This window comes from Nitrosopumilus cobalaminigenes, assembly GCF_013407145.1.
Lineage (GTDB): Archaea > Thermoproteota > Nitrososphaeria > Nitrososphaerales > Nitrosopumilaceae > Nitrosopumilus > Nitrosopumilus cobalaminigenes.
Genome location: NZ_CP026993.1, coordinates 1,240,093 through 1,261,651, shown reverse-complemented (window position 1 = coordinate 1,261,651; position 21,559 = coordinate 1,240,093). Strand labels below are relative to the sequence as shown.

At 33.2% G+C, this 21,559-nt stretch carries 23 protein-coding genes; 15 read left to right on the top strand and 8 right to left on the bottom strand.

Annotation, left to right across the window (positions count from 1 at the left end):
- Window positions 1-77: 77 nt before the first annotated feature.
- From C5F47_RS07745 to C5F47_RS07730, 4 genes are read left to right on the top strand one after another with little or no spacing between them, the layout of a single operon-like run.
- Window positions 78-857 carry a serine protein kinase RIO gene (locus C5F47_RS07745; protein WP_179360517.1) on the top strand — a complete coding sequence of 260 codons (780 nt, stop codon included), beginning with the start codon at window positions 78-80 and terminating at the stop codon, window positions 855-857.
- On the top strand, window positions 854-1,426 hold the full coding sequence (locus C5F47_RS07740; RefSeq protein WP_179360516.1) for a KH domain-containing protein: 573 nt from the start codon (window positions 854-856) through the stop codon (window positions 1,424-1,426). The genes C5F47_RS07745 and C5F47_RS07740 overlap by 4 nt, the downstream gene beginning before the upstream one ends.
- Window positions 1,413-3,284, top strand: coding sequence for a DNA topoisomerase VI subunit B (locus C5F47_RS07735; RefSeq protein ID WP_179360515.1), 1,872 nt, complete (start codon window positions 1,413-1,415; stop codon window positions 3,282-3,284). Before C5F47_RS07740 ends, C5F47_RS07735 begins: the two co-directional genes overlap by 14 nt.
- Window positions 3,271-4,392: a DNA topoisomerase IV subunit A gene (locus tag C5F47_RS07730; protein WP_179360514.1), complete on the top strand. Its 1,122-nt coding sequence runs from the start codon at window positions 3,271-3,273 to the stop codon at window positions 4,390-4,392. The genes C5F47_RS07735 and C5F47_RS07730 overlap by 14 nt, the downstream gene beginning before the upstream one ends.
- Here C5F47_RS07730 and C5F47_RS07725 read toward each other — a convergent pair whose 3' ends face one another.
- Complete coding sequence (locus tag C5F47_RS07725) at window positions 4,393-4,905, bottom strand: Hsp20/alpha crystallin family protein (protein WP_179360513.1); 513 nt, start codon at window positions 4,903-4,905, stop codon at window positions 4,393-4,395.
- Window positions 4,906-4,922: 17 nt separating this feature from the next.
- Between C5F47_RS07725 and C5F47_RS07720 the strand changes: the two genes are divergently transcribed.
- The 4 genes from C5F47_RS07720 to C5F47_RS07705 are packed head-to-tail and all read left to right on the top strand — an operon-like array spanning window position 4,923 to window position 6,254.
- A complete protein-coding gene (locus C5F47_RS07720) occupies window positions 4,923-5,141 on the top strand; it encodes a hypothetical protein (RefSeq protein WP_179360512.1) in 219 nt (72 codons plus the stop codon).
- A 45-nt stretch (window positions 5,142-5,186) separates the two neighbouring features.
- On the top strand, window positions 5,187-5,540 hold the full coding sequence (locus C5F47_RS07715; protein WP_179360511.1) for a hypothetical protein: 354 nt from the start codon (window positions 5,187-5,189) through the stop codon (window positions 5,538-5,540).
- Between the two features lie 22 nt (window positions 5,541-5,562).
- Entirely contained in the window at window positions 5,563-5,961 is a 399-nt protein-coding gene (locus tag C5F47_RS07710) for a hypothetical protein (protein ID WP_179360510.1), read from the top strand.
- A gap of 8 nt (window positions 5,962-5,969) precedes the next feature.
- On the top strand, window positions 5,970-6,254 hold the full coding sequence (locus C5F47_RS07705; protein WP_179360509.1) for a hypothetical protein: 285 nt from the start codon (window positions 5,970-5,972) through the stop codon (window positions 6,252-6,254).
- Here C5F47_RS07705 and C5F47_RS07700 read toward each other — a convergent pair.
- From C5F47_RS07700 to C5F47_RS07685, 4 genes are all read right to left on the bottom strand, one after another.
- Window positions 6,251-7,042: an S-methyl-5'-thioadenosine phosphorylase gene (locus C5F47_RS07700; RefSeq protein WP_179360508.1), complete on the bottom strand. Its 792-nt coding sequence runs from the start codon at window positions 7,040-7,042 to the stop codon at window positions 6,251-6,253. The two genes, C5F47_RS07705 and C5F47_RS07700, sit on opposite strands and share 4 nt — an antisense overlap.
- Window positions 7,042-7,554, bottom strand: coding sequence for an adenine phosphoribosyltransferase (locus C5F47_RS07695; RefSeq protein ID WP_179360507.1), 513 nt, complete (start codon window positions 7,552-7,554; stop codon window positions 7,042-7,044). Before C5F47_RS07695 ends, C5F47_RS07700 begins: the two co-directional genes overlap by 1 nt.
- Before the next feature lie 38 nt (window positions 7,555-7,592).
- Complete coding sequence (locus C5F47_RS07690; protein ID WP_179360506.1) at window positions 7,593-9,734, bottom strand: biofilm-associated protein; 2,142 nt, start codon at window positions 9,732-9,734, stop codon at window positions 7,593-7,595.
- 98 nt (window positions 9,735-9,832) lie between these two features.
- On the bottom strand, window positions 9,833-11,926 hold the full coding sequence (locus C5F47_RS07685; protein WP_179360505.1) for an AAA family ATPase: 2,094 nt from the start codon (window positions 11,924-11,926) through the stop codon (window positions 9,833-9,835).
- Between the two features lie 104 nt (window positions 11,927-12,030).
- Here C5F47_RS07685 and C5F47_RS07680 point away from each other — a divergent pair, with 104 nt between their 5' ends.
- Genes C5F47_RS07680 through C5F47_RS07670 form a run of 3 tightly spaced genes read left to right on the top strand, consistent with a single transcriptional unit; the run spans window position 12,031 to window position 13,968 of the window.
- The gene (locus tag C5F47_RS07680; protein ID WP_179360504.1) at window positions 12,031-12,504 is read left to right on the top strand and encodes a hypothetical protein; all 474 of its coding nucleotides are present in this window, start codon (window positions 12,031-12,033) and stop codon (window positions 12,502-12,504) included.
- 55 nt (window positions 12,505-12,559) lie between these two features.
- Window positions 12,560-13,378, top strand: coding sequence for an RPC34 RNA polymerase subunit family protein (locus tag C5F47_RS07675; protein ID WP_179360503.1), 819 nt, complete (start codon window positions 12,560-12,562; stop codon window positions 13,376-13,378).
- Window positions 13,375-13,968, top strand: a complete 594-nt coding sequence (locus C5F47_RS07670; protein WP_179360502.1) for an RlmE family RNA methyltransferase — start codon at window positions 13,375-13,377, stop codon at window positions 13,966-13,968. The genes C5F47_RS07675 and C5F47_RS07670 overlap by 4 nt, the downstream gene beginning before the upstream one ends.
- Here C5F47_RS07670 and C5F47_RS07665 read toward each other — a convergent pair.
- Window positions 13,958-15,106 carry a tRNA (guanine-N1)-methyltransferase gene (locus C5F47_RS07665; protein WP_179360501.1) on the bottom strand — a complete coding sequence of 383 codons (1,149 nt, stop codon included), beginning with the start codon at window positions 15,104-15,106 and terminating at the stop codon, window positions 13,958-13,960. The genes C5F47_RS07670 and C5F47_RS07665 overlap by 11 nt on opposite strands.
- A 60-nt stretch (window positions 15,107-15,166) precedes the next feature.
- Between C5F47_RS07665 and rnhB the strand changes: the two genes are divergently transcribed.
- Window positions 15,167-15,787 carry a ribonuclease HII gene (gene rnhB, locus C5F47_RS07660; protein WP_179360500.1) on the top strand — a complete coding sequence of 207 codons (621 nt, stop codon included), beginning with the start codon at window positions 15,167-15,169 and terminating at the stop codon, window positions 15,785-15,787.
- On the opposite strand, the gene C5F47_RS07655 is transcribed toward rnhB, so the two are convergent.
- Together C5F47_RS07655 and C5F47_RS07650 are read right to left on the bottom strand one after the other, a co-directional pair.
- Window positions 15,784-16,458 carry a fibrillarin-like rRNA/tRNA 2'-O-methyltransferase gene (locus C5F47_RS07655; protein ID WP_179360499.1) on the bottom strand — a complete coding sequence of 225 codons (675 nt, stop codon included), beginning with the start codon at window positions 16,456-16,458 and terminating at the stop codon, window positions 15,784-15,786. The two genes, rnhB and C5F47_RS07655, sit on opposite strands and share 4 nt — an antisense overlap.
- The gene (locus tag C5F47_RS07650) at window positions 16,445-17,962 is read right to left on the bottom strand and encodes an NOP5/NOP56 family protein (RefSeq protein ID WP_179360498.1); all 1,518 of its coding nucleotides are present in this window, start codon (window positions 17,960-17,962) and stop codon (window positions 16,445-16,447) included. Before C5F47_RS07650 ends, C5F47_RS07655 begins: the two co-directional genes overlap by 14 nt.
- A gap of 85 nt (window positions 17,963-18,047) precedes the next feature.
- Here C5F47_RS07650 and C5F47_RS07645 point away from each other — a divergent pair, with 85 nt between their 5' ends.
- The 3 genes from C5F47_RS07645 to C5F47_RS07635 are packed head-to-tail and all read left to right on the top strand — an operon-like array spanning window position 18,048 to window position 21,531.
- Window positions 18,048-18,959, top strand: coding sequence for a dihydroorotate dehydrogenase (locus C5F47_RS07645; RefSeq protein ID WP_179360497.1), 912 nt, complete (start codon window positions 18,048-18,050; stop codon window positions 18,957-18,959).
- A complete protein-coding gene (locus C5F47_RS07640; protein WP_179360496.1) occupies window positions 18,943-19,755 on the top strand; it encodes a dihydroorotate dehydrogenase electron transfer subunit in 813 nt (270 codons plus the stop codon). The genes C5F47_RS07645 and C5F47_RS07640 overlap by 17 nt, the downstream gene beginning before the upstream one ends.
- Window positions 19,756-19,806: 51 nt before the next feature.
- Complete coding sequence (locus C5F47_RS07635) at window positions 19,807-21,531, top strand: B12-binding domain-containing radical SAM protein (RefSeq protein WP_179360495.1); 1,725 nt, start codon at window positions 19,807-19,809, stop codon at window positions 21,529-21,531.
- Window positions 21,532-21,559: the final 28 nt, after the last annotated feature.

Here is a 21,559-nt window from a genome sequence, read left to right as displayed (position 1 = left end):
TTGAATTGATTTTAACTCACAAATTTTGTTTGTTTGTAATAGTAATCCCTTTTATCTAGTAGGAGCATTTCTATCCATTGACTGATATTCTTAGTAAAAAATTAGAATCTAAAATAGATAATAAATTAATTTCTAAACGAAAACGAACAAAATTGGAAGATGGTTTCAAAAAAGGCAAAGTTGTCAATGAAGTTTTGGACAAACCAACTGTAATGACATTATACAAAATGATTACAGATCATGTAATTGCTTATGTTAATGGCTCTGTAAGTGCTGGAAAAGAATCTGTTCTATTTTGGGGTGTTGATGAACATGATGCTAATGTTGCTTTGAAAATCTATTTAGTCAGTACTGCAAATTTCAAAAAACGTGAACCATACATACTTGGTGATCCAAGATTTTCTCATCTGAAAAAAGGTACAAAAAATCTTGTTTATTTATGGGCAAAAAAAGAATATAGGAATTTAACTCAATGCTATGAGGCTGGAATTCCAGTCCCGAGACCACTTTATGTAACAAACAATGTTTTGGCTATGGAATTTATTGGTGATGGCGGAGCCCCTGCAAAATCATTACTAACTTCAGAAGTTGATGAAAATGATTATGCTCAAGCCATATCCATTCTAGGAGATCTTTACAAAAAAGCAAAATTGGTACATGGTGATTTTTCAGAATACAATATTTTCAAAACAGAAAAAGGATTAGTTGTTTTTGATTTGGGTTCTGGCGTTGATCTTAGACATCCAAACGCTCAAGAATTTCTTAAACGAGATATTAATAACATTGGAAGATTCTTTAAAAAACGAGGAATTCTTGTTGAAGATTCAGATAAAATATTTGAGGATATTGTAAAATGAGCTTTGAAAAATTAATTCGTATTCCAAATGATCGAATTGCAGTTTTAATCGGTAAATCTGGAAGTGTTAAATCAAAAATTGAAGAATCTTGTCATGTAACTTTGGATATTGATGGAGATACTGGTGAAGTTTTTATAAAAACTCAAGGAGATGTTGAAAAAATTCAACCATTCAAAGCTATGGAAATAGTTACTGCAATTGGTAGAGGGTTTTCACCTGAAAATGCAATGACTTTACTAAAAGGTGAGAATGCATTACATGTTATAGATCTTAGAGAATTTGCAGGAAAATCTAATGCTAATGTTGAAAGGATAAAAGGGAGGATTATTGGAGAAGGTGGTAGAGCAAGACGAAATATGGAAAATCTTAGCGGTACTCATATCTCAGTTTATGGAAAGACTGTTTCAATTATTGGTGATTCAAGCAAATTACGTTTAGCAGTTGATGCAATCTCTTCAATTTCCAGTGGAAGTAATCATGGTCCAGTTTACAATAAATTAGAAGCTGCAAATAGAAAAGAAAAACAAGAAAAAATGAAATTATGGGAAGATCAAGATGTCTTCTATTAAAGAAAAATTCAATCAAATTTCTCCAAGTGAGTTCTTTTACAGTAATCGAGATTTGGCCGGATTTAGCAATCCTACTAGATCTCTATATACCGCTGTAAGAGAATTTGTTGAAAATGCATTAGATGCATGTGATCAAAAAGGAATACTGCCTGACGTTCATCTGACAATTAAGGCAGTTGAGCCTGATAAGCCAGATCCAAAGCCGTATATTTTGACAGTCAAAGACAATGGACCTGGAATTGATGCTGAACATATTCCTCTCGCTTTTGGAACTGTTCTTTATGGTTCAAAATTTGGATTAAAACAAGCAAGAGGAATGTTTGGCCTTGGGGCAACAATGGCTATTCTTTATGGACAAATTACCACCAACAAACCTGTAATTGTAAAAAGTTGTTCTGACGGTGCCACTCAAAATCAATTTGAAATATTATTAGATATTCAAAAAAACAAACCAGTAATTGTTAAACATACCACTAAAGAAGTTTCAAAAAAAGGACTATCTGTTAGTATTTGTTTAGAAGGTGATTACTCAAAAGCAGGAAACAAAATTCGTGATTATGTTTATGAAACTTCTTTGATCACTCCATATGCTTCAATAACTTTTGATGATCCAAAGGGACAAAAATTTGCACATGCAAGATTTGTAAAAGATATTCCTCCACCCCCAACAATTATTCGACCTCATCCACATGGTATTGATGTAGAACGAATTAGAAGAATGATTGTTGAATCACAGTTTGAGATTCCTACAATTGATGATGCAATGATTGAAAAAGTAAGAAAGGATTTAGGATTATCAAAGAAAAGTCTTAGCTTTACAGCTATAATGGATAAAGCAAAGAAAAAATGGAAAACACTTTCACGTCAAGTTAGAGTTGTAATTGCATTGATGTCTTTTCTCAAAATGGATTTTGAAAAACTAAATAAAATAAAAATTGAAGATTTAGACATTCCAAACAAAAAATTATTTTATTGGGATTTTGGAGATTCACAATCAAAATCAGTTGATATGGATCCTGAAAGTCAGTATTACAAACAACTAACCAATACTGTTCAAGGTGAACCATTAACTACATTTTTGACTAAAAGATTCCAACGAGTAGGTCCTACAACTGCAGTAAAATTTGCAGAATTTGCAAAATTCAAACCTGAAAAACGAATGGGCACTTTAACAAATCAAGAATTAGTTCAACTTAGTGATTCACTTCAAAAATTTGAAGACTTTATGGCTCCTGATTCTAGTTGCTTGGCTCCATTAGGTGAAGAACCCTTGGAAAAAGGAATCAAGAAATTCTTTAACCCTGATTTCACTGCTGTAGTTCAGCGACCACCATCAGCTTATTCTGGATTTCCATTCATTATTGAGATGGGAATCGCTTATGGGGGAGATATCAAATCTGGCGGACCTCATGTTTACAGATATGCTAACAGGATTCCTTTACTATATGATGAAGGAAGTGATGTTGTTCTAAAAGTGGTTAATGATACTGATTGGGGTAGATACAAGGTAAAAGGTGATCCGCCATTCATCATAGTTTCTCATATTTGTTCAACTAGAATTCCATACAAAACTGCTGGAAAAGAAAATGTTGCTGACAGACAAGAAATTGAAAGAGAATTACGATTGGGACTCCAGTTTTTGTCAAGAAAATTGGCTGCTTACATGTCAAAAAGAGGACAAGCTGATATGGCAAAAAAGAGAGCAAATCTTTATGCAAAATATATTCCATTAATTGCAGAATTTTGTACAGAACTTGCTGGTAAGAAAAAGGAACCTAATTATCAGAAAATATTGGATGAAAATGCAGTCGAGTCTAAAAAAACAGTAGAGGAGGAAAAAGAAATTGAAAACAAGTAAAAAAGAACAAACCAAAATTAAAGAACGAAGTAGAAAAGCAGATGAAAAACAAAAGAATATTCTTGAGATGCTCAAAAGTCATGGTGCAACGATTTATGATGACTTAGATAATGGTCAATTTCCAAAATTCTCAATACCTAGTAGATCAGTAAGTAACATTGTTTATGATAAAAAACTTAGACAGTATATTTTAGGAACCAATGCTGCTGTTAGAAGTTCAAGAAATTCTGCACAGTTAAGATCTTTTACACAATTAATGTGGTTAGCATTTTTCGCAAATAGATTAACTCATGAAAAAAAATCATCCACATTAAGAGATGTTTACTATTCATCACAAGCTTTCGCTATAGAATTTGAAGATCAATCTGAATCCGATAATATTATTGTCGATTTAGAGGCTGTAACTTCTAAACCTAGAGAAGATTTCCATATTTTTCCTGAAGAGAGAAGTTCTATCTTTGGTGATCTAAACATAGAATATACTATTCCTGGATATGAGGGAAAAACCATGAATTTGTCAAATCATCCTGATGGTTATTCAATTGGTCCAAGTTTGACTACTGCTGAATTAGTAGACACTAGTGCAGAAATTGTTATTGCCATAGAGAAAGGTGGTTTGTTTACAAGATTTGTTGAAGAACAAATTGACAAAAAATTCAAATCTATTATTATCAATACTGGTGGACAAGCACCACGTTCAACTCGTACACTGTTGAAAAGACTCCATGATGAAATGGGATTACCTGTAATTGTTCTTACAGATGGAGATGTCTATGGAGAACATATTGCAATGGTAATAAAATCTGGTTCAGCTAATGCTGCTCATCTTAGAGAACTTACAGTACCTGATGCAAAATGGGTTGGAGTCTGGGCTACTGATATTGAAAAATACAAGTTGCCAACAATTCCAATGACTGAATCTGATATTAAGAGATGTTATGATCTTCAAAAAGATCCTAGATATCAAGATGGAATTTGGAAAAAAGAACTTGATGTGTTCCTTAGATTGAAAAGAAAAGCAGAACTTGAGGCTTTCTCAAAATATGGTTTAACTAACATTACTGACAAGTATTTACCACAAAAATTAGAATTAGCAAAAAGTCTCTAGTTATTTTATTCGTAGTGTTAATACGCCATTTCTATATTTGAAATCAAAAATTTGCATTTCATTGACGCCTTCTATTGGTACTTCTTTTGAAAACCCACCTGTTCCACGAATGTACAAAATACCGTCTACCAATCTTACTGCAATTTTATCTTCAGGTCCTGGCACTTCTGCAACAAAAACAAATTCTTCTTCTCCTTTGATTAAATCATAAACCCAATTCTTTGTCTCTTGCTCTCTAGCTTGAGTATAAGCAGGTTTTTGATCTTTTGCCATCTTTTTTAGAACTCTAACCCAATAAAACATTGTGAGTGCAGCTGCACCAATTAGAATAAAGCTTACGAATCCCGAATCTGCTCTTTGTGTCATTATGTAGATAATCCCTAAAAATAAAATTACAATAATGGGAATTACAAAATTTAATGATTGATCATTTGAATATGCTCCTTTGTAACTTGCCAAACAGTAAAAATTAAGGTCTACCAAATATAAAGTATCTTTGGTTTTTATTACCATTTTTGAAATTTGAGCTATTGTCTGATAGCAAACAAAACAAACTTCCACTGAGCCAAATTATACTCAAAGGTACTATCATTGCAGCCATCATCACAATCCCTTCTATCGTGGCATTTGTTATTTCATGGACTATTTTGAATAATTTGATTTATGCAGCAGTTGTTGGAGGGATTGTACACTTTATTGCCATGGGGTTTTCTTTGAAAATTTCTAAAAAAATCCTTGTTAAAAAATAACATTATGGAACATGTTTTATGCAGTAATGATTTAATTAAAAAATAATGTCTTATTTAGAAATTGAAAATGATCTTGTATCTGAAATACATTTAGATCAAATTCAAGCAAGAATCTATTTGTTAGTAACATGTAATGGAAAAATGTCATCTGAAAAAATTGCTGAAAAATTACATCTTTCAATTGATGATGCTAAAAAGGCATCCAAAGATCTGATGTCTCTTGGGGCCTTTATTGATATTAGTCCAACTGAATTTGAGGCTATGCATCCTAGGTTTACTGCAGTTAACATGTATAGAAAAATGTGTGAAAGAGAAAATATTGAATTTAAACGAAACAAAATTGTTGATAATATTGGTGTGATCTTGGAAAAACCCTATGATGATGCAAGAACTAAATAATACTAAAACTGGGTGAACAACATTGAGCATAGATACTGAGACCTGTAAACATCAGCCCGTCTATTTTGGTGTAATAAACATCAACATTGATGAAAGAACCATAGGATCTGTTGATGTTTGGAGATGTGGTGTTTGTAAGAAAAAATTCTGTGAAGAAAAACAACTTGGAATTGAAGAGCTTGCAGATTTAGTTGGAATGCCAAAAATTGATCCTGATGCAAAATGGGGAGTTTCAGTATGTAAATTGCAACAAGGAAAATACAAATGGAAATTAGTAAAATTAAAAGAAAATGGGGAAATCAAACACGAGTGTATGGATGAAAAAGTTATTCCTCTAAAGGTTAACGACTTTAAAATTGAAGATGATCAACATTGGAGTTTCCTAGTTGATGACAATGTTAACAAAGCTGTAGAAATTTAATCTCTATAATGGATCTTAAAGTTCACATTAATAATATTCATGGAAGCCAAATGGCTGCAAAAATTACTGGTAATTTTATAATTGATGAAAATGAATTTCGTTTTACCGCTATTGCCTTTGGTAGAATAGGTGGCCAAAACATTGGTGCAAAACTTTCTCAAACTACTGAAAAAGAATTAGAAAAATTAGGATATAATGTCGATGAAGTAATAGATTTACTTCAGAGAAATCTATTGCAAGGTGATTTGACTCTTCCAGAAGGACTCAAAAAAGAATCCTTTGTAGATGACTAAAATTCTGCTTCTTCTAATGCCTTTGCACAAGAACAACTTCTTGTTGTAGGAATTTTATCAATTAATTCTGTTAAAACTTTTTTTGTTTTTTCTACATTTTTTGAAAGTGTTTCAATAACTTCTTTAGCAGTCACTGGTTTGTCTGCCCAAACATCATAGTCTGTAACAGTTGAAATTGAAGCGTAACACATCTGTGCTTCTCTTGCTAATTGACATTCTGGAACTAATGTCATTCCAATAATGTCTGCTCCTGTTGTTCTATAGAATTTTGATTCAGCTTTTGTTGAAAATCGTGGACCTTCTATACAAACATAGGTGCAATCTTTATGCATATTGAGATCTTGGTTATCAGTTACTTGAAGAATTGATGATTGTAATTCTGGACAAAATGGATCAGCTACTGAAATATGAATAACTCTACCATTATCTGAAAATGTCCCATCTCTTGATTTTGTAAAATCTATGAATTGTGTTGGTAAAGCAAAGTGTCCAGGTTCTAATTCTTCTTTTAGACTTCCAACAGCTGAAGGTGCAATAATTCTTGTAACTCCTAATTCTTTGAATGCCCAAATATTTGCTTTGAAATTTATTTTGTGAGGTGGAATTGTATGTTTTTTACCGTGTCTTGGTAGAAAAGCTATTTTTCGTCCTTTGAAAACTCCTACTGTAATTGTATCTGAAGGTTTTCCATATGGTGTATCTATGTCAATTTCTTGGGCATTTTCAAGTAAACCTGAATCGTAAATTCCAGTACCTCCAAAAATTCCTATTTCAACATCTTTTTCCATTAGTATTTCACCAATGATTTACAGTTGTATTTACTGATTCCCTTAATTCCATTAAGATCTACTAATTCAATAATGAATGCAAAACCAACAATATTCCCTCCAACCTTTTCAATTAGTTTTGCAGAAGCCTTTGCTGTTCCTCCTGTAGCAAGTAAATCATCGCAAATTAGAACTCTTTCTCCTTCTTTGATGATGTCTTTTTGTATCTCAATGGTGTCTTTTCCATATTCTATAGTGTATGCTAATTTTGAAGTTTTTCCAGGTAGTTTTCCTGCTTTTCTAATCATAATCATTCCTTTGTTGTATCTTGAAGCCAAAATTGAGGCTAGAATGAATCCTCTTGACTCAATTCCTGCAAATACATCTATATCTTTTGTATGGAAAATCTTTGAAAATTCATCTGCCACATATGATAATGCAGAAGGGTCTTTCAAAATTGGACTAAAGTCTCTAAATAAAATCCCTTTTTTAGGAAAATTAGGATAATCTACTATTTTGTCTTTTAAATTCATAATCTTCAAAAATTTAGGTGAAATAAAATTGTTTGAACTTATTGTAATTCATAAGTAGTTTCTGCTGAATCAGATGGATTTGTTACTATGATAGTATATGTTCCGGGTTCTGTTTCAGCAGGAATTGCCCATAGTTGGTCTATAATGCCTGCACTTGTTATGATTCCTTCGAGACTTCCAATGATTTCTCCCTCGTCAGATACAATTTCAATCGTGACATTTTGTTCTGCACCAAAGACTTTGATGATTATTGTATCTCCTAACCCTGGTATGTTTGCCCCCTGTTCTACAGATACAACCATTCCTTCAGAAACTGTTGTAACTACATCGATTTCAACATTGTCAAAGTTTGATCCGCTTTTTGCATTGATATTCCAAACACCTGATTTTCCATCAGATGGAATTCTAAATGATCCCTCTGAGATTTTTCCATTTTTATCTGAAAATGTTTCTTTTGTTTTAATCTCATTTCCATCTGGATCTGTTAATGTGATGGTTAGAAGTACGTTATCTCCTGTATCACCTAAAATTAGTATTGAATCTCCTGGATGGTATTCAATTTTTGTAGTATTGATATCAATATCTCCTGAACCTGTCACTAGACCTACAGTGAAAATTTCAGTACTTTGAGTACTGCCTTTACTGATAACTGCTGTATATACGCCAGAAGCAAATCCATCAAGATTTAATGAATGGGTTCCTCTTCCATCAGGTTGTAAAGTAATTGATACTGCGTCTCCTGTTGGTTTGTCTGATGGATTAATAATTAACAAACTAATAATTTCAGATGCTTTGCCTGATAACGAAATGATTGCAGTATCTCCTGCTTTGTAATTTAGTTTGTCAAATTCTAAGTTGACTGGAATTGTAGGTAATTGTCCTACTCCTGCAAAAATAAACTCTTTGTCTTTTTCTTGAGATGCAACTAAAGTATAGGTACCTTCAGGTGTAATTTGAGTAGTCTGATATTCATAGTACACATTTCCTGATTCATCTATTTGAAGAATGTCTGAAACTACTTCTTTCCCAAGAGGATCTTCTAATACTAATTCTATTGGAATATTTGGTAAAGCAGTTCCATTAAATTTCATTATTTCACCTGGTTCAAATTTTAAACTAGTTGGGGCAATGATGATTTTTTTATCTGATTCAATTGTCCAATAAATCAATTTACTGTCTCTGCCATCAGAAATTGTTGCACTATATTTTCCAAATGGTGAGTCTAATGCTACGATGACTGGTTCATCTAACTTCCAATCTCCTTTACTATCTACTTCTGCAGTTCTAGTGTTAATGACATTTCCTTCAGGTGTGTTGATATCTGCAGTGATTGCACTTCCTGGTTCACCAGTTCCAAAGATTTCTAAAAAGTCTCCTCTATACACAATATCTGGAATGCCTTTAATTGTAAGTGGAATATTTTGTGATTCTGGAATTCTATTATCTACCTCTCCTATTCTGAGACTAAGTTTCTTTTCTTCACCTTCTTTGTCTTTAACTTTAAAATCTACTCTATCTGCTTTTTGATCATCAGGAATTTTCATAGTAGTCATAAAATGACCATTGTTATCGGTTGTGAAACTACCTAGTTTTTTTGTATCAATGTAAAAATCAAATTCTTGGGAAGAACCAAAATTATCTCCTGTCACTCTAATTGATGAACCTACATTTGGTTTTTCTGGAACAATTCTAAAAATTGAATCTTCTGTCATACTTTCACCAGTATTCTCTGATGTTTGACTTGGTTCTGAATTTTTAACAACTGTTGGTAATCCTTTTGCTATTGTTATTCCAGTATCAACTTGAGTATCTTTTTTATCTAATGCTTTCCAATTAATTCCTGGATTTGGTTTATCCGTTTTCACACCGAATTTTACTGATTCACCTGGTTTGATTGATTCAGATGATGTAAAGATAATTACTCCTTGAGAATTTTTCTCTCCTGTCCATCCTTTTTCAGTTTTAAATGATTTAAAATTAAAATCACTTCCTAACCAAATTCTTAATGTATTAACTTCTTCATTTGAATCATTTTTTAATTCTAATACTGAGGTTTCTTCTAATGCAATACTTGAAACTGATACTTCTTCACCGTATACATTTGATGGAAATGCTAGTAATGTGATAGAAAATAAAAATGCAATTGAAAGGAAAATTCCTCTGGTAGAGGATTTATTCATGTATGTCAAACCCAATTTCTCTCACTTAAACCTTAAAGAATTTTCCCCGTTTTTCTATTTCTTAGTTTAGTGTTCTTCATGAGCAAACTTCTTAAATCTTAAGGCTTGGCCTTTTGGAACTTGTCCAAGTCTGGTTTTGTTACTACGTTTTGATATTGTCTGATTCGTTCAGCAATTAGTCTGTATAATGTTCTAAATTGATCTTTTGTCTTATCTGAAAGGAAGCTTGCCTCTTCTAGTGTAATTTTCTCACAAATGTATCTGGTAATTTCTTCATTGTCAAATTCTTCCCAATCGTCATCTCTATGTTCTTGCCAAATTTTCTTCAATTTTGCTAAAATTCCATTACCTTCTTTTGATGCCACATCTTGTGGAGTTAGATTTGAGAATCCTTCTTGTCTGAGTTTGATTTCATAAGTTTGGTTAACTGGATGTAAATAGTCCTCCAAGGCTATATAGTCTTCAATTGATTCAAGTTTCTTTCCTTCTCTTTCAAAGAAAATAGTCTGAATAGATGAAAACTCATTTGAAACAAGTTGGGCAGAGATTTGCTTTGATTCTTCAGAATTATCTAGCAGAACAAACGTTCTATATCCGTGATTTCTATAAAATATGGCCAAAGGTAATACAGAGTTTTTGTTGTATGCCGCAATTACGTTTAGAGGGTTCATGGAAATATTAGGATCTTGTAAAAATTTGTCAAATGCATTAAGATACATGGCATCAGACATTGTCTCAACTATGATAATTGGTCTAGAATTTGTTCCAATTTCTCTATCTACAATGGATTCTACTTGTCCTCTACATAATCCATACAAAATTGGCGTTAATGTTTTATCATCTGCATTCCAATAATCATAAAATATTCTACTAAGATGTTTTCTCTTGTCTAATTCAACTACAAGCAAGTTACCTGGAGTATAATCAAATATCATAAATGGGGAGTGTGTTGCATACAAAACTTGATTTGATCCAGCTAAATTTTTCAACAAATCTGAAATTCCCATTTGTTGAGTTGGATGAAGATTTCTTGCAGGCTCATCTAATAGTAATATTGCTTCTTTTAATTCTGCCCTTTGTGTTTCAGCTGCAAAGTTTACAATAAAAGAAAATGTCCACTTGAAACCTTCTGCTCTTCTATTTAGTAATCCTGTGTTTGTAATTGTTCCATCTTTATGAACGTCTGAAATTACAACACTCATAATATTTCCAGGATTATATCTCAAGTCAACATGAATGGGATCTCCTTTCCATGCAGGATTTAATCTCTTTGTCAATCTGTTACTTGCAGCATTTAGAAGTTTGATACATTTTGAAGGACTTTCTTTAACTTCATCTAATTCTTTGATATCTAGCTCTGCTAGGTAGAATAGATTTCTTACTGTCTCTGCTTTATCAAATTCTTCAACAAATTCTATAGAGTCTTGTCGTTCTCCTTTTTCTTCTCTGAGATATTCATTTAGATTGATATTGCCATAAATTTTCTTGTAGTCTGAAAAATAAACGAATCTTGGATGTAATTCTGCGGCAATGAAATTCATCAATGCGGATTTTTCACTTTCACCACTTAGAAGATTTGAGAATTGGTTTTCAGGACTTTCATAGATTTTTTCCCACTCTTCAATAACTTTGGGTTCTTGTATGGCAATGACGTGAAATTGGTTACTAAATTCAGCCATTCCACTATCAAATGTTTCTTGATTTTTTGGAACATCTTCTTCAAAGAATTTAGTATCAATTTGTATTCGTAAATGATTTGGAATGGTATCTAAAAATCCAAAAATCTGTCTTGAAAAATTCTCCCAGGAATTTAGTCCTTTACTCTCCTCTTCACTAAGTTCGATATCTTCAAATTCATACTGTACATTTGGATTTTGATTAGTTCTAAATAATCTAATTTTTTTAATTTCAGGTAATCCTGGAAACCTTTCTTTGATTATGCTGATTTCATGTTGACTGAGCTCAAATTCTCCTTCTGCTAATCTTATCTCTTCTTTTAATTCCTCATTCATTTCGTCACAAAGATCTAATTCTGAGACTTGTTCGTCTCTATTCAATAGGGTTAATGCTTGAAGAATCGTGGTTTTTCCACTTTCATTTCTTCCCACAAAAGCTGCTAAATCCCCAACGGTAATTTCGCCAGAATCATGTATGCAACGATATGCTCTAGCTCTAAATTTTCTAAGTCGCATCTAGCGATATTTAGTTGGCTACGATTTAACTCATTCGTCAAATTGATCTTGACTTGAGAAATTTTGCTAAATAGATATAAGGGAAATCTAGATCTTAAAACAAAATGGCTAGTAAACGAGTTTTATTTGTATTTGTTTTACCTGTAGTTTTATCATTAATCTTCGGTGGTGCAGTATTGGCTGACATTCTTCAAAAACCTGGTAGAGAGTTGAATATGATGCCCTCTGCCAATTTTGAAACTAGCACATCTCATAATACTTCTAATTCTCCCATTGAAATTATTGGATTAGCAGGAGAATATACTACTTCTACACCTGTTAAAATTCAAGTGCAGGTTAATGATTCTTCATTTGGTTGTGGGGATCTTTATGTGACTATATTCCCTGCCGGAAAGGATATTCCAGTTACACAGGGAGGATTTTTAGAACAATGCTTTGAATCTGGTAATTCAATTATTCCTATTGATGATCAATTCTCTGAAATTATAGATACTCCCGGCTCATATGATATAGTTGCAGAAATGGTCTCAAAACAACTAAAGAATATCTCTACTAAAGGAACATTTACTGTTAAATAGGAATGAAATATTGATTGATAAATAAGAAATTGAATTTAAAAAATATGGTGATTTAATGGCAAAGAAAAAAGATACTCTAATTGAAGAAGCTGAAAAAATTAAAGCTGATCTGGATGAATTAAAAAAGAAAAAGAAGGTATTAGATTCTTCATCTGCAAAGAAAGCAGAAGCTAAACCTGCAAAGAAAACAGCAAAGAAAGGAGAAGATAAACCTGCAAAGAAAACAGCAAAGAAAGGAGAAGCTAAACCTGCAAAGAAAACAGCAAAGAAAGCAGAAGCTAAACCTGCAAAGAAACCTGCAAAGAAACCTGCAAAGAAAACAGCAAAGAAAGCAGAAGCTAAACCTGCAAAGAAAACAGCAAAGAAAGTAGTGGAGAAACCTGTTAAAGTAAAAAAATTAACTAAAAAAGAATTAGAAGAGGCAAAAAGAATAGAGGAATTAACTCTTGAGGAAGAATTAGAAGAGCAACTCACCGATGAAGAAATTGAAAACTTCCAAATTGAAAAAGTTGACATGGAAAGATTGACAAACAAAGTCTGTGATATTTTAGCAGAAAAAGAATCTGATGGAATGTTCCAAGGAGAATTATGGAAAAAGCTAAAGCTTACAAATCAAATTGGTTCTAGATTGGCATTAAAACTTGAAAGAATGGGTACCATTACAAGAGAAAAACTTCTTGAAAACAATCGTTGGACTTACAAGTTAATTTTAAAGAAAACTCCAATCAGTACACAATCAATTGAAAATGCACCCTGTTTAGTTTGTCCTGTAGAACAGAAATGTTCTCTTGAAGGTGAGATTAGTCCAAGAAACTGTCAATTCATTGAGGACTGGGTAATTGCTGAATTAAAAAAACCTGTGAAGGCTAAATGAAATTAGCAGATGCACGTAAGGATCATTATCGTAGACTAGCTCACGAACAAGGATATCGAAGTAGAGCTGCTTTCAAACTACAAGAATTAAACAAATCATATCGTCTCATCGGTCCTGGTTTTAATGTGCTGGATCTTGGATGTGCTCCTGGAGGTTGGACTCAAATGGCTATGAAATTAGTTGGAAATCAAGGCAAAGTTATGGGAATTGATTTGTCATATGTCGAAGAAATTCCTGGAGCCCACATTGTCCGAGAAAATATTGAAGACGAACATGTTGTTGATGAAGTATTATCATATTTTGGGCGTAAAGTTAATGCTGTAATATGTGATCTTTCTCCGAAAGTAAGTGGAAATTGGTCAGTTGATCATGCTAAACAAATTTCGCTAAATTATGATTGCTCAAAAATCATGGATAAAGTTTTGGCACACAAAGGAAATGCTGTCTTCAAAGTTTTTGATGGTGAATTTTCCATGGAATTTAGAGATTATATCAAGAAAAAATTTGCTCGAATCAATCTTACAAAACCTGATGCCAGTAGAAAACAAAGTAGTGAACTATATCTTGTTTGTTTAGGTTTTACTGGATAGTTTTAAAAATTCCAATTATTTCATTTACGTTTGCATTAGTTCTAAATCCTGTGGGATTAAATGCTGTAACACTAGATAGAAATCCATTCTCTTTTAAACTTGAAACTGCTTTTTCTAATTTTGGTGGAGATGATTTCATAATGGATGCAATTTCATCTATTGTAAAATAAGTGCCAGGCATTTCAGATTCTTCTAAGCATTTTAGAAGTATTTTTTCACAATTTTTATCTGTCTCTAATTTAGGATTTTCATCTAACATATTTTGAACAAATTCTTTATTGAAAATATTTCCAATCCATAATGGTCCTGCTATGCTGATTTTTAATTTACATAATTCACATTCTTGTTCTTGTTCGAGAGAAATTTTTCTATGACCACAATTTTTACAGTGTAAAATATATCCTAAATTCTCTTGCTGATCTGGTCTATTGAGAACTTTGACATATGTTCTATAGTAATGCATTTCACTTTCTACAAACATGGGAATGACAGTAACTCCTAATCTTCCTGCCACTGCTCTAAGTGATCCTAAAATCAACCTAATTGCAATTTCATTTCCGTATTCAGTTCTAACTGGTACTCCTCCATACTTTCTTTTACATGCTGATTGAAAGAGGCCATTTAACACTTGAAGATCTGTGGCTGCAACTGAGAGTATGCCACCATGCATAGTTGCTCTAATACCACAATCAAAAAATGCTGCAGGCGAACCAAAAGGATCTATATCTACAATTGAGCCTCGTTCTCCTTTTTTTGAATAATTACTAAAAAATCTACATACTTCTTTTTCAGAAAATTCTACATTTTTTGTCTGATTTAGGTTAGCAGAATATTCTGCCATTTTTAGAGCAGATGGATTAAGATCATTGATTACAATCTTTTCAACTTCTAATTCATTTGCAACACGCAATCCTCTTGAACCCACTCCTGACATACTTTCTAAGAAAATTTTTGGGCCTTCAAACTTGTTGAGAAATGCAGAGTATGCAATTATGGAAAAATCTCTGTTTAGTTTTGCTTTTGGATTAAAAAATGCTGGTTTCATTGGAGGAACTTTATCTGTAATTGATTTTTTAGGGACTAGAAGTTTTGTTTTCCCTTCAATTATTTCTTGAAAAATATCATCTGGAAATTCCAATTGGGTTTCAATTTTTCTAAACGTATAACGGTTTAATACTTGTGTTTTACGAGACAATTCGTGCAAATTTGTGGTATCGATGATGCAGGGCGTGGTCCTATGTTGGGACCAATGATAATAGCTGGAATTTCATTAGACAAAAAAAATTTAAAAAAACTGAATGCATTGGGTGTTAAAGACTCCAAAAAACTCACTCCTAAATTACGTGAACATCTATACAAAAAAATCATTGAAATTGTAGATGATTACTATATTGCAAAAATTTCACCAAGGTCAATTGATGCTAGTGTAAAAAAACATTGTCTAAATGGTTTGGAGGCAAAATATATGGCAAAAGTTGTTTCAAAATTAAATCCTGATGTTTCATATGTTGATTCATGTGATGTCAATCCAACTAGATTTGGAAAAGAAATTTCTAAACTGTCTGATAACCACAAGATTAAATCCTACCATCGTGCAGATAGTAGATTTGTTGTAGTCTCTGCAGCATCTATTCTTGCTAAGGTTACTAGAGATCGAGCCATTACAAAATTGAAAAAAGATCACAATTTGGGTAGTGGGTATCCGTCTGACTCTGTAACTGTGAAATTTGTTACGAAATACTATAAAAAAAATCATGAAATGCCTAATTTTGTGCGTAAAAGTTGGAAACCTGTCCAAAGAATAATTGAAAATAACTAATGATTATATTTTGAAACTACCATTGCATGATCTTTATCATAAGGATGTAGATCAATTGTCTGCAAAACATCAAATCTTGGTTTTAATTTTTCTATTTCTTCTTCAACAATTCTTTTTGGAGCTTTGGTAACATCAATACTTCTAGTTTTGATTACTAAAAAGAAGTATCCTCCTTTTTTTAGAAACATCTCACAGTTATCAATTGCAATTTGTGTTTGATCTGGTTGTGCAATATCTACATACACAACATCTACTTTTCCAAACACTGAAAAATACTCTTTTGGTTTTCTTGCATCTTGTAGAATTGGAACAATATTTTTTCTATATGTTGCAACTCTATCTAAAAAATCCCTTGCGACTCTACTTGCATGTTCTACTCCGTAAACTATTCCACTTGGTCCTACAATATCTGAAATGTGACTTACTGTGGTTCCTGTAGATGCTCCTAAATACAGAACTGTACTTTTATTCTCAAAAGGAAAATAATCAAGATCATTCATAACTGCAGCAGCTAATTTGCTTCTAAATGGATCCCATAACCTGTATTCAATATTTTTTTTAATAATTAATTTTTCTTTGTAAACTTGATTTCCTGGAACCATATTTTCTGTGGCTAGTTTGTTTTGGCCTTCTGATTTAATCCAAAAAAATGACTGATTATCTTCTTCCAAACTTCTTTCTCTTTTTATTTGAATTTTGATCTTCTCTTCTTGGATTATCTCTATAGCCACCTTCTCTTCTATCTCCACCTTCTCTTCTTGGATTATCTCTATAGCCACCTTCTCTTCTATCTCCACCTTCTCTTCTTGGATTATCTCTATAGCCACCTTCTCTTCTATCTCCACCTTCTCTTCTTGGATTATCTCTATAGCCACCTTCTCTTCTATCTCCACCTTCTCTGCGGTCACCTCTTCTTCTATCTCCACCTTCTCTGCGGTCACCTCTTCTTCTATCTCCACCTTCTCTGCGGTCACCTCTTCTTCTATCTCCACCTCTTCTTGGTTTGTCTCCAAATCCACCTTCTCTTCTAAATGATGGAGGTGGTCTCATGTCTTTTTCAGTAGGATTCTCATATTTCTTACCTATTTCATCAACTCTGATGTTGAGTTTTTCAAGTAAAGTTTGGTTTAGTCCTTCTCCATAAACATCGACTCTTGCAGCGATGACTGCCTTTGCAGCTACTGCACGTGCAATTTTCCCTCTTTGCCATCTTGGGGCTGCATGAACCATTGCATGTTGGAATAACAATCCGTGTTTTGGTGGTTGAGAGCCTGTCTTCAATGATCTAAATAATGCTTTTTCAGCTCCTAGAACTTGTATTGTACTAGCAGGAAGTGATGCCATTTTTTTGAGACTTCCAGCTCTTCCTAAAATCCTTGCACCTACTGCAGTTCCAAGAATTGCTGATAGATTTGGTGCAATTTCTTGCATTTCTGCTTCAACATGTTCTTCGAGTTGTTTACGTAATTCATGAAAGTCTAAAACTTGTTTTGCAATTGACTGAACAATTGCTAAATTGATATCTGAAATATCTCCCCCTCTACTTTTTGATGAAATCAATGATAGCATTTCAACTTTTGATTCAGGAAAACCTGCTTCTTCAAAAATTTGTTTAGTTAGTGATTCTCTTTTTCCTGCCATTACAATTTGTGCATATCCGTTAATACTATCAATAATGTTGTCTAATTCTGGAAAATGTAATCCATACCATTCTCTAAGTCTGGAACTTAATCCATTAGCAATTTTGTCAATTTCATCAAGTGAATTAATTGCTTGAATAATATGCAAATCTGGACTTTGTGAAACTTCTGTAACTTTTGAAGATGATAATCCTAGAGCGAACTCTCTTAATTTTCCAAGTGTATCTTGTAAGTTTGACGCAAAACCTGAATCAACAATAATTTGAGGTTTTGTAGCTTGAATTGTATCTAATTCTGAAGATTCCATAAGATGACAATCAATAGAGAATTTTTTTAGAATTGCAAGTAATGATTCATCACTAACAGCAAATCCTCTTTGAGTACCTGCTAGATAATTCACAAGCTCGTTTAATTTTGATTCTTTGTTTTTTACTAAAAGATACTCTTTAACAGCATTTGAGAAAGGAAATGCTTTGTCAAGTTTTCCATCATTGAAAACTGAGATTCCCAATTCTGTTAAAACTACAGAATACATGACTAGTTGATCCTAAATCACCTTTAAAAAAGGTACCAGAATCAAGAATCAACTGTTATATTCGAAACTAAACTCATTAATCAAAGTGGAACCTAGTATTGCAACTTCCATAGGTCAAATTCATTTAGATAAACCTGTAATGCTGGCATCCGGAATTTTAGGCATATCATTAGATGTGTTTAATCGCCTTTATGCATCAGGTGCAGGTGCAGTTGTAACTAAGTCCCTCAGTACTGCTGCATGGGAAGGATATCCAAATCCTACAATCTTTAGTGTAAAAGGCGGTGGATGGATTAACGCAGTTGGTCTCTCAAATCCAGGTGCATCATATTTTGCTAAAATGATTGAACCAAATCAGGATGTCCCAATAATTGTAAGTTTGGTAGGTTCTATTCCTGAAGATTTTGAAATGATGATAAAAGAATTCAAAAATTGCAAAGTTAAAGCATATGAGCTAAATATGTCATGTCCTCATGTGGCCCGAGTCGGCTTGGAGGTTGGAGATGATCCTGGATTAGTAAAAGAAATTGTCTCTACTGTAAAAAAAGCAACAGATGTACCAGTTATTGCCAAAGTGGGTTTAGGTACAAGTAATTATCTCAATACTGTTGGCACTGCAGTAGATTCTGGTATTGATGCTATTACAGCAATTAACACTGTACGTGCAATGGCAATTGATGTCGAAACTAAACGACCCATCTTAAGTAACAAATTTGGAGGACTATCTGGAACTCCGATAAAACCAATTGCGTTAAGATGTGTTTATGAGATTTCTTCAAAATATGACATACCGATAATTGGATGTGGGGGAATTTCTTCTTGGGAAGATGCCGTTGAATTTTTCTTGGCAGGGGCTTCTGGGGTACAACTTGGAAGTGCTATTGGAGATAATTGGGTTGGTGTGTTTGATGATATTAACAAAGGAATTTTAGATTACATGAAGAGAAATAATTATTCTACAATAAAGGAGATGGTAGGTCTTGCAAAGAAATCTTAATCATCCTACAATTGTCACAATTGAAAAAGTAATTGATGAAACACCAACTGTCAGAACTTTAGTTTTCTCTGATGATGTTATGCCTACTGTTTTACCTGGACAGTTTGCTATGGTTTGGATACCTGGTGTAAATGAATTACCAATGAGTGTAATGATTTCAAAAGAATCTGGCAAAGCTGCATTTACCGTTAGAAAACATGGTCCTTCCTCTACTGGATTATTCAATGTACCAGTTGGAGGACAAATAGGAATTAGAGGTCCTTATGGAAATTCATTTGATGTTAAAGAAGGAAAACTTTTGCTTGTTGGTGGCGGTACAGGTCTTGTTCCGATGATGAGGTTGCTTACTTTTGTAAAACCTACTGATGATGTTACTGTATTAATGGGTGCAAAATCTAAAGATGAAGTATTCTTTGAAGATTTATCAAATGAATTATTGAAAAATAATCCTCACAAAGTTATTGTTTCAACTGATGATGGAAGTTATGGTGAAAAAGGATTTGTCACTGACATGGTTGAGAAATTAGTTAATGAAACTAAGTTTGATGCAGTTTATGTTTGTGGTCCTGAAATTATGATGTACAAAACTGTCCAGTCTGCACATTCTAGAAATATTTTCGTTCAAGCCAGTCTTGAGAGAATGATGAAATGTGGTGTTGGAATTTGTGGTAGTTGTTGTGTTGGTGAGGATCTTGCTTGTAGAGATGGAACTGTTTTTGATGGAGACCATTTGTCTACGAATAAAGAATTTGGTCATTTACATAGAAACAAGGCTGGAATTTTAGAAAAATATTAGATTTGACTAGCAAGGTTTAAAATAAATCAGAAAATTATTTCCTTGAAGGGTATGGGTACTCCAAAAATCGTATTAACTGCTGATAGAACTTTAATGTCACCATATAGGGGATTATCACTTGCAACATTTTTCGGATGTGCTCCAGCACTTGACCCTAATAGAGATAAAAGCAGTTTTTGGTATAAAATTCTGAAAAATCAAGTAACACCAAAAGTTCTATTTGATTTCATTTGTAATTGGTCCCCTGATATTGATGGTGTTGCAAAATATGCTCCTTATGGATTAAGAAAATTAGAAGCTGGTTTACTTCGTGATGGTTTTAGTAGAAAAGATGTTGTAGTTGCTCATCCAAATTTTATTGAAAAATTCATTGGTCCTGAAACTGAGGTTATTGGAACTTATGAAATGGATCCACTTGGTATGGGTCCAGTTACTATGACATTTACTTATGGTAGAAAACAAACATCTTATGATGAATTTTACAATGCTGAATTACATCGTAGAATTAAAGCTGCAAAAGCAAGAACTGGTAGCAAGGCAAAAGTAATTTCTGGTGCATCTGGTACTTGGCAATACAATTATGATCCTGAAAAAATTGAAGAATTTGGAATTTATGCAATTTTAGAAGGAGAGCTTGGTGGTATTGCTCCTGAAATTGATGGGCATGCAGGTCGATTCTTTAACTATTTGATTAATGGTGATTTCGAAAACATGGATCCTTTCAGAAAGAGAAGTGATTTCAAAGTTAACATTAAAGAATTTGAAAGAAATGGTAAGAAACTACATGGAAGATTTGTTAATTTCTGGGATAGACCAGAGTTGGAAGAGATTCCTGATATTGTTGAACCAAGTATGCATGGTATGGTTGAGGTAATGCGTGGATGTGGTAGAGGTTGTAAATTTTGTGATGTTACATTAAGATCATTAAGATACTATTCTCCAGAAAAAGTCAAAAAAGAAATTGAAGTTAACATAAAGAAAGGTGGCTCCAAGTCTGCATGGATTCACAGTGATGATATTTTCGTTTATGGTATGGATCCAAGAACTGCAAAAGGAATGGAACCAAATAGAGAAGCCTTGGAAGAATTATTTACTGCAATCATGTCTACTGGCGTTGAACACACAAATCCAACGCATGGTACATTAGCAGGTGCAATAGCAGATGAAAAATTAATTCCAAATCTTTCAAAAATTATGAAAGCAGGTCCTGACAATATGATTGGTATTCAGGCAGGATTTGAAACAGGAAGTCTTAGATTAATCGGTAAATATGCTGATAGAAAACTTGCACCATATGATCCATCTGAATGGCACTGGGTTGTAAAAGAAGGTGTTAAAACTTTGAACCAAGATTATTGGATTCCTGCATTTACACTAATTATGGGCCTTGATAATGATGAAACTCCTGAAGATTCTTGGGAAACCATTCAATTACTTAGTGAACTAGAACGTGAGCAACCTGATTCCATGTTTACTGCTACTGCGTTAACATTTGTTCCAATTGGATTGCTAGAAAAATCTGATTTCTTCCACATTGGAAATGAGATGACTCCTGCACAACTTGGAGTTCTTTACAAGACATGGCAACATAATTTCAAATATGGTATTCAAAAATTCATGACTAAAACTGGCTCTAAGGGTCCTCAGAGATACTTCTTTAATGCAATTGCAAGATCTCTTGGTGGTGTTCCTCTTGGTGCTATGGAGAAATATGCTCGTAGAAAGAGTAAGGAACATGAAAAAGTCATTGAGACTGTAAAGGCAAAGTACTGGTAGTCATCCAAATACATAAATTCACTAATTC